The sequence below is a fragment of the Pseudomonas sp. UV AK001 genome, assembly GCF_046097675.1.
Taxonomy (GTDB): Bacteria; Pseudomonadota; Gammaproteobacteria; order Pseudomonadales; family Pseudomonadaceae; genus Aquipseudomonas; species Aquipseudomonas kribbensis.
In genome coordinates this window covers 164,909-179,590 of the sequence record NZ_JBJUVZ010000012.1, presented here as the reverse complement: position 1 = coordinate 179,590, position 14,682 = coordinate 164,909, and the positions used below count along the sequence as shown (strand labels likewise).

Sequence of the window (14,682 nt, the reverse complement as noted above, 5' to 3'; positions counted from 1 at the left end):
ACCCATGGATGCTCTGCTGAAGGTCATAACCGACATCGGTCGCGTTGAAGTCGAACAACAGTCGCTGCCGCTCCGCCCCCTCAAGAATCGGCAATCGGTTCATGGCCTGCGTCGGTGCCTGTTCCAGCGCTTCCACCAACGCCAACAACGCCGTCTGCATGTAGCCGCAAATCCGCTGCGCGCCGATGTCCGCCGGCACCATGGCAATCAGCGAGAAGCCGTTGCCCAGGTCATCGACGTTCAGGCTCAGCGGGTAGTTGGTGCGCTCTTCGCTGCTCAGGGTCTCGATGCCCTGCCAGGCCTGAACCACGCTGTCCGCATGCTCTGCGCCGTGACTGTGTCGATAGTTGAGCATCGCGCTGAACAACGGCGACGGCGCTGCGATCCCGCTGCAACGCTGGGCCAGTGCCAGCGAAGCGTGTTCGTGGCCCAGCAACGCGGTGAGACGCTGATGCGTCGCCTTGACCGCTTCGCGCACCGGGGTCTCGCCCAGATCGACCCGCAACGGCAAGGTGTTGATGAACATCCCCAGCGCACGGTCGGCGCCCTGACCGCCCTGCATCCGGCCCATCAGCACGGTGCCGAACACCACGTTGTCCTGCCCGGAGGTCGCCGCCAGTACCTGTGCCCACGCAAGGTGAAACAGGCTGGCCACGCTGATGCCCAGTTGCCGGGCCTGACTGCGCAGACGCAGGTTCAGGCCGCTGTCGAGGACCTGCTGCACTTCCTCGATGCCGCGTCCGTCACCGCGCACATCGCGCAGGCTGAACGGCAGGGTCGGCTCGTCGATGTCGCCGAGCATGTCGCGGAAAAACGCTTCGTGCTCCGATTCCGAAACGCCCAGCCGCGCCTGCGCCACGTAGTTGCGATACGGCACCGCCGCCGGCAACGGTTCGTCGGCCCCGCGCAGGTACGCCTGCATTTCGTGGCGCACCACTTCCAGCGCGGTATGGTCGAGCACGATGTGATGGAACAGCAGCATCGCCACCACCCGGCCACGGGCCGGATCCCGGGCATACACCAGACGCAGCAACGGCGCCTGGGCGATGTCGAGGCGGTAATGTCGGGCATCGAAGCGGGCATGCAACTGTTCAAGGATGTCGCCGACCGCAGGATCCAGCACGACCTCCTGCACCACCAAGTCAGCCTTTCTCCACACAACTTGCACCGGCACGCTCAAGCCTTCCCACACCACACCCGTGCGCAGCACGTCATGGCGGTCGATGACCTGTTGCAACGCCGCGCTGAAACGCTGCACACGCTCAAGACTGTCGAACGCGATACGCGATTGCAGCAGGTAGGGATCGCCTTCGTCCGCACTCAAGTGATGGTAAAGAATGCCTTCCTGCAACGGCGCCAGTGGATAGATGTCCTGCACGTTGGCGGCGCCGCCCGGCACGCTGGACACCACGCGGTCGATGGCGGCCTGGTCCAGCGTCACCAGCGTCAGCATCTGCGGAGTGATGCGGGTGCAATCGGCTGCGATGCGGTTGGCCGGCACTTCGATTTCGCGACCGCTGCCCACGGCCGCAGCCAGCGCGGCCAGAGTCGGCTGACTGAACAGCACCCGCACATCGGTGCTCAGGCCGATCTGGCGCATGCGTTCGATCAGGCTCACCGCCAGCAGCGAGTGCCCGCCCAGTTCGAAGAAGTGATCGTGGCGCCCCACCCGTTCGACGTTCAGCACCTCGCCCCACAATCGGGCCAGGGCGATTTCGGTCTCGCCGAGCGGAGCCTCGTACTCGCGCACCAGCACCGACTCGGCACCGGGAGCCGGCAGCGCCTTGCGATCTACCTTGCCGTTGGGGCTCAGTGGCAGGCTGTCGAGCGCGACGAAGGCCGACGGCACCATGTAGTCCGGCAGGCGTGCGAGCAAGTGTTCGCGCAACGCCTCGATCCCCGGTTGCCCGGCCTCGGCGTGCCAGGTGAAGTACGCCACCAGACGTTCTTCACGCACCAGCACCACGGCTTCACGCAGGGCCGGATGGCTGAGCAGTTGCGCTTCGATTTCACCCGGTTCAAGGCGCAGGCCACGCAGCTTGACCTGGAAGTCGTTGCGCCCGATGAATTCGAGCAGGCCATCGGGGCGGTAGCGCACCAGGTCGCCCGTGGCGTAAAGCCGATCGCCGGCCACGAACGGGCTCGGGATAAACCGTTCAGCCATCAACTGCGGCAGGCCCAGATAGCCCCGCGCAACCCCGGCACCACCAATGAACAACTGACCGATGACACCCATCGGCACCGGCCGCTCGGCGGTATCCAGTACATACAAACGGGTGTTGTTGATCGGCCGCCCGATCGGCAAGGCGCCGTCCGGCACCGGCATCGACGGTTCCAGCGTCCACACCGTGCTGTCGACCGTCGCTTCGGTCGGGCCATAGACATTGTGCAAGCGCACCTGCGGCAGGCGCTCGCGCACAAGGCGTGCCAGTGCCGGTGTCAGGTCGCCGCCGCCACAGAACACATCGGTGAGGCTGCTGCACTGGCTGACGTCCTCCTGCTCGAGGAACTGTTGCAACAGCACCGGCACGAACTGGATCACGCTGATCCGCTGCTCACGAATCACCTGCGCCAGATACGCCGGCTCGCGGTGCCCGTCAGGACGCGCCAGCACCAGCCGCAGCCCGGCGCTCAACGGCCAGAACAGCTCCCAGACCGAGGCATCGAAACTGAACGGGGTTTTCTGCAACAGCGCGCCGTCCGTCGCGGCGGGACACAGCTGCGAACTCCAGTGCAGCAGGTTGCCGACGCCACGATGCTCGACCATCACGCCTTTCGGCGCCCCGGTCGAACCGGAGGTGTAGATCACGTAGGACAGGTTCGAAGCGTTGAGGCCCGGCACTTGCGGGTTGTCCTGCGGGTTGAATGTCCAGTGGTCCTGATCCAGATCGATCACCAGCGCGGTGCTTTCGTCGAGCAATGCGCGAGTCGCCCCATGTACCAGCACCGCCACCGGCGCACTGTCCTTGAGCATGTAATCCAGACGTTCCGCCGGGTACGCCGGGTCCAGCGGCACATAGGCACCGCCCGCCTTGAGGATGCCGAGCAGACCGACCATCAGTTCCAGCCCGCGCTCGACGCAGATCGCCACCCGCGAATCCGGCCCCACACCCAGTTCGCGCAGGTGATGGGCCAGACGGTTGGCCTGAGCGTTGAGTGCGGCGTAGGTCAGTTGCCGTTCACCGGCCTGCAACGCGACGGCTTGCGGCGTACGTTGGACTTGCGCTTCGAACAACCCGTGAACGGTTTGCTCCAGATCGTCTGCGGTGCCGGTGGCGTTAAGGTCGTACAGCACCTGCTGACGCTCTGCACCGTCGAGGATCGGCAAGCGATTCAACGGCTGAACCGGTGTCTGTTCCAGGGCATCCGCCAGTTTCTCCAGCGCGGTCTGCATGTAGTTGCAAATGCGCTGTGAACCGATGCTCGCCGGGGTCATGGCAGTCAGCACGAAACCGTTGCCCAGATCATCGACGCCCAGGCTCAGCGGATAGTTGGTGCGTTCTTCACTACTCAGGGTCTCGATGCCTTGCCAGGCCTGACGCAGGTTTTGCTGCTGCGCCTCGTCGGCGCTGTGCCGGTAGTTGAGCATCGAACTGAACAACGGCGACGGCGCGGCCACCCCACTGCAACGCTGGGCCAGCGCCAGCGAAGCGTGCTCATGGCCGAGCAATGCGCTCAGACGTGCATGCGTCGCCCGAGCCCCTTCGCGCACCGGGGTTTCACCGAGATCGACCCGCAGTGGCAAGGTGTTGATGAACATACCCAGCGCCCGGTCGGCACCCTCGCCGCCCTGCATCCGGCCCATCAGCACCGTGCCGAACACCACCCGTTCCTGCCCGGACGTCGCGGCCAGCACCTGCGCCCAGGCGAGGTGGAACAGGCTGGCCACGCTGATGCCCAGTTGCCGGGCCAGGCTGCGCAGACGCTGGCCGGTTGCAGCCGTCAGGGCCTGTTGCGTTTCCTCGATGTCGCGACCGTCGCCTTGCACATCCTGCAAGCCGAACGGCAAGGTCGGCTCGTCGATGTCGCCGAGCATGTCGCGGAAGAACGTTTCGTGCTCCTGCTCACTGACACCCAGCCGCGCCTGCGCAACGTAATTGCGGTAAGGCACCGCCGCGCCCAGCGAGGCTTCGCGCCCTTGCAGGCAGGCGAGCATTTCGTGCTGCACCACGTCCAGCGCGGTGTGATCCATCACGACATGGTGGAACAGCAACATCGCGACCACCCGATCGTGGGCCGGGTCACGGGCATACACCAGACGCAGCAACGGTGCCTGACTGATGTCGAGGCGGTAGTGACGGGCATCGAAACGCCCGTGCAATTGCTCGAGGATGTCGCCCTGTGCAGGGTCGAGCACGATTTCCTGCACCGCCAGTCCGGCGTGACGCCACACCACCTGCATCGGCGCGGCCAGTTCCTGCCAGATCACCGCGGTGCGCAGGATGTCGTGGCGGGCAATGACCTGACGCAGCGCCGCCGCGAACGCTTCCACACGCTCGACGCTGTCGAAGGCCAGCCGCGATTGCAGCAGGTACGGGTCGCCCTGTTCGGCGCTCAGGTGGTGATAAAGGATACCTTCCTGCAACGGTGCCAGCGGATAAATGTCCTGCACGTTCACGGCGCCGCCGGGCACCGTGGCAACGATGCGGTCGATGCTCGGCTGATCCAGTTCGACCAGGCTCAACAGTTGCGGGGTGATGTGGGTGCAGTCGGCAGGAATGCGGTTGGCCGGCACTTCGATTTCGCGACCGCTGCCCACCGCCGCAGCCAGTGCAGCCAGCGTTGGCTGGCTGAACAGCACGCGCACGTCGGTATTCAGGCCGATCTGGCGCAGGCGTTCGATCAGGCTCACGGCCAGCAGCGAATGGCCGCCCAGTTCGAAGAAGTTGTCGTGACGACCGACCTTTTCCAGTTTCAAAACATCGGCCCAGATCTGCGCCAGTGCGGTTTCCACCGGGCCCTGCGGGGCTTCGTATTCACGGCTGAGCCAGGCGCTCTGATCTGGTTCCGGCAAGGCCTTGCGGTCGAGTTTGCCGTTGGCGGTCAGCGGCAAGATGTCGAGTCGCACGTAAGCCGCCGGGATCAACGCTTGCGGCAGAAGCCCTTGCAGATGATTGCGCAGGGTTTCGATAGCGGCCGGTGCCCTTTCGGTGAACCACACCAGCAACTGCCCGTCGCGCACCAGCGCCACGGCGTCCTGCACCGTCGGATGGCTGGCCAGCGCGGCTTCGATTTCCCCCAGTTCGACCCGCACGCCGCGCAGTTTCACCTGATCGTCGTTGCGGCCGAGGTATTCGATGTTGCCGTCCGCCAACCAGCGTGCGAGGTCACCGGTACGGTACATCCGCGCCTGCGGCTGGTCGCTGAACGGATCAGTGAGGAAGCGTTCGGCGGTCATTTCCGGACGGTTCAGGTAACCCCGCGCCACACCCGCGCCAGCGACGTACAACTCACCCGTCACCCCCACCGGCACCGGACGTTGCTGGTCATCCAGCAGATAGATGCGGGCGTTGGCCATCGGCCGGCCGATGTGCAGCGGTTGCCCGACTTCCACCGGGCCGGACGTGGCGACCACCGTGGCTTCGGTCGGGCCATAGTTGTTGATCACCACGAAGGTTTGTGCACGGTTGAACTGACGCAGTTTGTCGCCACCAATCAACAAGGTGCGCAGGGTCGGGTGTTGCAGCTCGCGGCTGAACGCATATTCCGCCACCGGCGTCGGCAGGAAACTCACCTGCAACGGCTGCGCCCGCCACCAGTCGAGCAATTCGTCCAGGTGTTCATTGCTCACCGATTCCGGCGGCAGGTGCAGGGTCGCGCCGACGCACAGTGCCGGCCAGACTTCCCAGGCCATCGCGTCGAAACCGAAACCGGCAACGCTGGCGGTGTGGCTGCCGGCGTGCAGGTCGAAGGCTTCGGCGTGCCAGTGCACGAGGTTTTCCAGGGTCGCATGTTCGACCATCACCCCTTTCGGCTGGCCGGTTGAGCCCGAGGTGTAAATCACGTACGCAAGATTTGCCGGAGTCAGGTACGGCAGTTGCGGGTTGCTGTCGGGCAGGTGTTGCCAGGCGTCGCTGTCCAGATCGATCACCGGCATCATGCCCGGCAAATCCCGGGTCGAGGCCTGGACCAGCACGGCCACCGGATCGCTGTCCTGCAACAGGTAGGCAATACGCTCCGCCGGGTGCGCCGGATCCACCGGCACATAACCGGCGCCGGCCTTGAGAATCGCCAGCAGCCCCACCAGCATCTGCGGGCCACGACGCACGCAAATGGCGACGCGGTCGTCCGGCTGCACACCGAGGCCGATCAAATGATGGGCCAGTTGGTTGGCGCGCTGATTGAGCTGACCATAAGTCAGCTGTTGCGCGCCCTGAATCACGGCGTGGGCATGCGGATTGCGCTCGGCCTGCGCCTCGACCATTGCGTGAATCGTTGCGCCACGGGGATAGGCCGTGACCGGGGGATTGAAGCCCTCGACCAGACGCTCCAGTTCTGCGCTCGAAAGGATCGGCAAGCGGTTCAACGGTTTTTGCGGCGTCTGTTCCAGCGCCTGCACCAGTTGTTCCAGCGCGGTGTGCATGTAACTGCAAATCCGTTGCGCACCGATCTGGCTCACCGCCAGAACCGACAAGGCAAACCCTTCGCCCAGATCGTCCACACTCAGGGTCAGCGGGTAGTTGGTGCGTTCTTCACCACCGAGTTTCTGCACGCCCTCCCAGATGCCCTGGCCGTTCTGCGACGGCTGTGCGGGGGCGCTGTGACGATAGTTGAACAAGGCACTGAACAGCGGCGACGACGCCGCAACACCACTGCAACGCTGGGCCAGCGCCAGCGAGGCGTGTTCATGCCCCAGCAGCGCGGTCAGTCGCGCGTGAGTCGCCTTGACCCCGTCCCGCGCGCCGGCACCAACATCGATGCGCAGCGGCAAGGTGTTGATAAACACCCCCAACGCCCGGTCGGCGCCGTCGCCGCCCTGCATCCGCCCCATCATCACCGTGCCGAACACCACATCGCGGCGGTTCGACAGCACGCCCAGCACTTGCGCCCAGGCCAGGTGCATCAGGCTGGCCGCGCTTACACCCAGTTGCCGCGCCTGTTCACGCAGACGCACATTGAGTTCAGTGGCCACCGGTTGCAGCGCTTCCTCGATGCCGTGACCGTCGCCCTGCACATCCCGCAGCCCCAGCGGCAGGGTCGGCTCGTCGATGTCGCCGAGCATCTCGCGGAAAAACGCTTCGTGTTCCTGCTCGCTGAGCCCCAGGCGCGCCTGGGCCACATAGTTGCGATAGGGAATCGGCGCTGAAAGATGGTCGATCTCACCGAACATCACACCGCGCATTTCCTCGACGATCACTTCCAGTGCGGTGTGGTCAAGGATCAGGTGATGGGACAGCAGGATCGCCACCACGCGCTGCTGCTTCGGATCTTCGGCAAACACCATGCGCAGCAGCGGCCCCTGGCTGATGTCGAGGCGGTAGTGACGGGCGTCGAAGCGCTCGTGCAACTGTTCAAGGATGTCGCCGTTTGCTGAATCCAGCGCGACATGCTGTACCACCAGTTCGGCGTAGCGCCACACCACTTGATGCGGCGTCGCCAGGCCTTCGTGGACAACGCTGGTACGCAGGATGTCGTGGCGCGCGATGACTTGTTGCAAGGTGTCGGTGAACGTGCGCAGGCGCTCGACACTGTCGAAGGCCAGCCGTGATTGCAGCAGGTACGGGTCGCCCTGCTCCGCGCTCAAGTGGTGATAAAGGATGCCTTCCTGCAATGGCGCCAGCGGATAGATGTCCTGCACGTTGGCGGCGCCGCCCGGCACCGTGGCGACGATCCGGTCGATGCCGGCCTGATCCAGTTCGGTCAGGCTCAGCAGGTCCGGGGTGATGCGAGAGCAATCAGCAGGAATGCGGTTGGCCGGTACTTCAATTTCGCGACCACTGCCCACCGCTGCCGCCAGCGCGGCCAGGGTTGGCTGGCTGAAAAGCACGCGCACGTCGGTGCTCAGGCCGATCCGGCGCAGGCGCTCGATCAGGCTCACCGCCAACAACGAGTGCCCGCCCAGCTCGAAGAAGTTGTCGTGGCGACCAACCTTTTCCAGCTTCAGGACATCGGCCCAGATCTGCGCCAGCGCGGTTTCCACCGGGCCTTGCGGGGCTTCGTATGCCTGGCTGAGCCAGGCGCCCGGATCCGGCATTGGCAAGGCTTTGCGGTCGACCTTGCCGTTGTTGTTCAGCGGCAAGGCGTCGAGCTGCACCCAGGCCGAGGGCACCATGTATTCCGGCAGGCGCGACTGCAATTGTTCGCGCAGGCTGGCGCTGTCAACGCCCTCCTCGGCTGTGAAATACGCCACCAGACGCAGCGGTTCCTGGCCGTCCTGACGCGCCAGTACGATGGCTTCCCTGACCCCTTCGCAGTTCAGCAGGCGGTTTTCAATTTCTCCCAGTTCGATGCGGAAACCACGGATTTTCACCTGATCGTCGTTGCGACCGATGCATTCCAGCTGCCCCGGCGCCAGCCAGCGCGCGAGGTCGCCGGTGCGGTACAGCAACGCGCCCGGTTGATCGCCGAACGGGTCTTGCAGGAATTTTTCGGCGGTCAGATCCGGGCGATTCAAATAGCCCAGCGCCACGCCCTGGCCGCCGATGTACAGCTCGCCGGTCACGCCCATCGGTACCGGTTGCTGACGGGCGTCGAGCACGTAGACCTGGGTGTTGGAGATCGGGCCGCCAATCGGCACGCTGTCGGCATCGTCCGCCACTTCGCGCACTTCGAACGTCGTGGCGTAGGTGGTGGTTTCGGTCGGGCCGTAGCAGTGGACGATGCGCAGGTCCGGCGCCTCGGCCAGCAAGCGGCGGAAGGCCGCTGGATCAGCGCGTTCGCCACCACAGAGCACCATGCGCAAGCCTTTGAGGACTTCAGGAATCAGCTGCACGTACTGGTTGAACAGCGCGGTGGTGACGAACAGGATCGTGATGCCAGAAACCGCCAAGACCTGCCCGAACACGTTTGGATCAAGCAAGGTGTTGTGATCGATCACAACCACGCGCCCGCCGTTGAGCAGCGGCCCCCAGACATCCATGGTGCTGGCGTCGAATGCCGGGTTGGAGGCGAACGCCACATGATCCTGCGGATTGAAATCGGCATAGCCGTTGTTGATCACCAGTCGCCCGATGGCCCGGTGCGGCACCATCACCCCTTTCGGTGTGCCGGTGGAACCGGAGGTGTACATGATGTAGGCCACGGATTCCGAAGACTGCGGCAGGTCCGGGTTGTGCGTCGGTTGCGCGTCGAGTTTCAGCGCATCGAGGTCGATCCGACGCACGCTGTAGTCGACTGACTCGGTGCTCAAGGTCAGCAGCGCTTTCGCCCGACAATCCTCAACCATGAACGCCTGACGCTCGGCCGGCGCGTTGATGTCCAGCGGCACATAAGCCGCCGCACATTTGCCGATGGCCAGTTGCGCGACCAGCAGATCCAGCGAACGCGGCAACAGGATCGCCACATGGTCGCCCGGCTGCACGCCCTGCCCGATCAGGTGATGGGCCAGGCGATTGGCCCGTTGATTCAGCTCTTCATAAGTCAACGCGGTGTTGCCATGCACCGCCGCCACGGCTTGCGGATGCCGTTTCACTTGCTGCTCGAACAGGCCATGAACCGTCGAACCCGACGGGTAATCCCGGTGGGTGGCATTGAACCCGGCCAGCAATTCCCGACGCTCATCCGGCGGCAGAATCGACAGCTGATCGACACCCCGTTGCGGCGTCTGCTCCAGCGCCTGCACCAGACTGTCGAAGGCGATATTGATGTACTCACAGACCCGCGCCCCATCGATGCCCGGCACCGCCTGCACACTCAGACGCAAACCTTCGCCAAGGTCATCGACGCTGACCACCAGCGGATAGTTGCTGCGCTCGCGGGAGCTGAGCAATTCAATGCCATCCAGCGTCAGACCCGCAGCCTGCGGTGCGCTGTGGCGATAGTTGAGCAACGTGCCGAACAACGGCAACGAGCCGGAAACCCCGCTGCAACGCTGGGCCAGCGCCAGTGACGCCTGTTCATGGGCGAGCAATTGCGCCAGCCGTTCATGGGTGGCGAGCACACTGTCGCGCACCGCCGTTGCAGTCACGCTGACCCGCAGCGGCAAGGTGTTGATGAACAGGCCCAACGCCCGGTCGGCGCCCTCGCCGCCCTGCATCCGGCCCAGCAGCACCGTGCCGAACACCACCTCGTCCCGACCGGAAATCTGCGCCAGGACCTGCGCCCAGGCCTGGTGCGCCAGACTCGCCACGCTGATGCCAAGCCGCCGTGCCTGCTCGCGCAGACGCAAGGCCAGCGCGGTGTCCAGCGTAAGTTGGCTGTCGAGCACCGCGCTGCCGTCGCCGTGCACGTCCTGCACACCGAACGCCAAGGTCGGCTCGTCGATGTCGCCGAGCATGTCGCGGAAAAACTCTTCATGGGCCTCGGCATCCGCGCCAAGCCGTGCCTGCGCGACGTAGTTGCGGTACTGCACCGGCGTCGCCAGTTCGGCGGCGTGACCATGCAGCACGCTGTTCATCTCGCTCACCAGCACTTCCAGCGCGGTGTGGTCGAGCATCAGGTGATGCATCAGCAGGATGCCGACCCAGCGCTTGTGCTGCGGATCCTCGGTGTAGGCGAAGCGCATCATCGGTGCGCGGCCCAGGTTCAGACGGTAGTGACGCGGGTCGAAACGCGCCTGCATCTGTTGCAGCACGTTGCCGTCCTGCGGATCGGCATCGACCCGCTCAAGCGCCAGCGGCGCCGCCCGCCAGACCACTTGCACCGGCTCTTCGAGGCCTTCCCAGACCACACTGGAACGCAGGATGTCGTGGCGCGCGATTACCACGTTGACGGCACGGACGAACGCCTTGACCGACTTGATTCCGTCAAACACGAACTGAGCCTGCAACACGTAAGGATCGCCGGCCGTTGCCGCCATGTGGTGATACAGAATGCCTGCCTGCAACGGCGCCAGGGCGTAGATGTCCTGCACGTTGGCGACGCCACCGGGAACGCTTTCCACGATCCGGTCGATGCCGGCCTGATCGAGTGAGGCCAGGGGCAGCATGTCTGGCGTGATGTATTGGCAGTCGGGGGTGATGCGATTGACCGGTACTTGAACGCCGGACGACGCGCCCAGGGTTGCCGCCAGTCCTGCCACGGTTGGCCGGCCGAACAGGACCCGCACATCGCAGCTCAATTCCTGCTGGCGCATGCGCTCGACCAGTTTCACCGCCAGCAAGGAATGACCGCCCAGCTCGAAGAAATTGTCATGGCGCCCGACCTGCTCGACGTTCAGCAGGGTCTGCCAGATCTCGGCGATACGGCATTCCACATCGCCGACCGGCGCCTCATAGCCGCGCAGCAAATGGCCGCTTTGATCCGGGGCCGGCAAGGCCTTGCGGTCGAGTTTACCGTTGGGGCTCAGGGGCATGGCGTCGAGATGGACGAACGCCGTCGGCACCATGTAATCCGGTAGCTGCTCCAGCAGATGGCTGCGCAGTTCACCGATGTCCAGCAACTGACCGGTGTAATACACCACCAGCCGTGAATCGCCGGCCACGTCTTCGCGCACCAGCACTTCGGCGGCGAGCACGGTGTCGAGTTGCATCAGCCGCGCCTGGATTTCCCCCAGTTCGATACGCAAGCCGCGAATCTTCACCTGATCGTCGTTGCGACCGAGGTATTCGAGGTTGCCGTCGGCCCGATAGCGGCACAGGTCACCGGTGCGGTACAGCCGCGCATTGGGCTGGTCGCTGAACGGATCGTCGAGGAAACGCTCGGCGGTGAGCGACGCAAGATTCAGGTATCCACGCGCCACCTGCACGCCACCGATGTACAGCTCGCCGGCCACGCCCAGCGGCAACGGTTGCAACTGTTCATCGAGGATGTACAAACGGGTATTGCTGACCGGCCGGCCGATGGGCAACTGCGCCTCTGGCACCGGCATCGACGGTTCCAGCGTCCATATTGTGCTGTCGACCGTGGTTTCGGTCGGGCCGTAGACGTTATGCAAACGCGCCTGCGGCAGACGCTCGCGGACTTGAAGGGCCAACGCCGGCGTCAGCTCGCCGCCGCCACAGAACACATCCGTGAGGCTGGTGCACTGGCTGACGTCTTCCACGTCGAGGAACTGTTGCAACAGCGCCGGCACGAACTGGATCACGCTGATGCGCTGCTCGCGCACCACTTGCGTCAAGTACGCCGGTTCGAAGTGCGCATCGGGGCGCGCCAGTACCAGACGCAGACCCGATGTCAGCGGCCAGAACAGCTCCCAGACCGAGGCGTCGAAACTGTAAGGAGTTTTCTGCAACAGGGCGCCGTCCGCCACGGGCGGGCACACCTGCGAGCTCCAATGCAGCAGATTACCCAGGCCACGATGCTCGACCATCACCCCTTTCGGCGTGCCGGTGGAACCCGAGGTGTAGATCACGTAGGCCAGGTTCGAAGCGTTGAGGCCCGGTACCTGAGGGTTTTGATCGGGGTAGTTCTGCCAGTGATCCTGATCGAAATCGAGCAGCGGCACGCCACCTGCCTCGAACAGCGTCCGGGTCGCGCCGTGCGCCAGCAGCGCCACCGGGGCGCTGTCCTTGAGCATGTAGTTCAGGCGTTCCGCCGGGTACGCCGGGTCCAGCGGGACATAAGCGCCGCCGGCCTTGAGAATGCCCAGCAGGCCGATCACCAGTTCAGGCCCGCGCTCTACGCAGATCGCCACCGGCGTATCCGGCCCGACACCCAGCTCACGCAAGCGGTGAGCCAGGCGATTGGCCCGGGCATTGAGTTCGACATACGTCAGTGATTGCGCATCGGCCTGCAATGCAACGGCCTGCGGCGAACGCTGGACCTGAGCCTCGAACAGGCCATGAACGGTCTGTTGCAGATCGAGCTCGACGCGGCTGTCATTGAATCCCACCAGCAATTGCTGCCGCTCCTGCTCCGGCAAAACCGGCAACTGGTTGATCAGCGTCTCGGGCGACCGTTCCAGGGCATCGAGCAAGCCGTCGAGTGCGGTTTGCACATAGGCGCAGACCCGTTCGGCGCCGATGCCGCTCGGGGCGATGGCGGACAGCCGGAAACCACTGCCCAGGTCATCGACACTCAGGGTCAGCGGATAGTTGGTCGGCTCCTTGCCACTCAGGACCTGGACGCCGGGGGCCAGTTCGATCACTGCGGCAACATCACCGACAGCGCTGTGGCGATAATTGAGCATGGCGCTGAACAACGGCGTCTGCGCATTCAACGCGCTGCAACGCTGGGCCAGTGCCAGCGAGGCCTGTTCATGGGCGAGCAACGCGCTCAGCCGTCGATGCGTGGCGAGCACGCCGTCGTGGACGCTTTGCGCGCCGACATCGACCCGCAGCGGCAAGGTGTTGATGAACATGCCCAGCGCCTGCTCACCGCCATCGCCCGCCTCCATGCGCCCCAGCAACACGGTGCCGAACACCACCGAGGTGCGCCCGGACAACTGGCCCAACACCCGCGCCAGCGCCAGGTGCATCAGGCTCGCCACGCTCACGCCGAGTTGCCGCGCTTGCGTGCGCAGTCGCAGGTTCAGTGCATCGCTGAGCGTCAGCTGCGCATCTTCGAAATCCTGCCCGCCGCCGTGAACATCCTGCAACCCCCACGGCAACGTCGGCTCGTCGATATCGCCGAGCATCTCGCGGAAGAACGTTTCGTGGGCCTGCTCATCAAGGGCCATGCGCGCCCGCGCCAGGTGATTGCGAAACGGCACGGCCGGCGCCACCTGTTCGGTCTGCCCTTGCAGCCACGCCTGGATTTCCCGGCGCACCACATCCAGCGCCACGTGGTCGATGATCATGTGATGGAACAGCAGCAGCGCGACGATCCGCCCCTGCGCCGGATCCCGTGCATAGACCAGACGCAGCAGCGGCGCCTGTTGCAGATCAAGGCGCAAGTGACGGGCGTCGTAACGCGCCTGCAACTGACTGAACACGTCCGTGGACGTGTCGAGCTGCACCTCTTCGCAGACCAGCGGCGCCTGGCGCCAGACCACTTGCACCGGCTCGTCCAGGCGCTCCCAGACAAACGAGGTGCGCAGAATGTCGTGACGGTCGATCACCCATTGCAAGGCCTGGGCAAACGCGTCGAGGCGCTGGTGACTGTCGAACGTGAACTGCGCCTGTTGCACATACAGATCGCCTTCACCGGCGGCGAGGTGCAGATACAGCATGCCCTCCTGCAACGGCGCCAGCGGATAGATGTCCTGCACATTCGCCACGCCACCCGGCACGGTGGCGACGATGCGGTCGATGGCCGGTTGATCCAGTTGCACCAGCGGCAGCATGTCCGGGGTGATGCGCAGCGCCGGGCTCGACCAGTCGCCGCCATGGCTCGCCACCAGCTCCAGCAACTGCGCCTTGTGCTTGGCGAGGCTGTCCCAAAGCGCGTCGTCCAGCGCCTCGTCGTCGCCCAGAATGACCAGGTCTTCATCGTCCTGTTGAAGGCGGATCGCATGGGTGGAAATAACAGCCATCAGCTCGCGAAATTGCATGGGGGTAACCTGCTGTAAATTCGGGAAAAAAGGAGCGCGCAGCGGCGAATCCGTGCGGCCACGCGCAGCCCGGAAAAACTAAAACATCGGGGCTTGGGTGTCTGACATGGGAAGCGGGGACAAGCCCCGTGACCGGCCAGTCATGGCGTCGA

Annotated in this window: 1 protein-coding gene; it reads right to left on the bottom strand. The window is 64.7% G+C overall.

The window, feature by feature from the left end:
* The coding region (locus ACKLNA_RS26825; protein ID WP_408987636.1) for an amino acid adenylation domain-containing protein at positions 1-14,530 on the bottom strand (14,530 nt) is incomplete at its 3' end.
* Between the last annotated feature and the right edge of the window lie 152 nt (positions 14,531-14,682).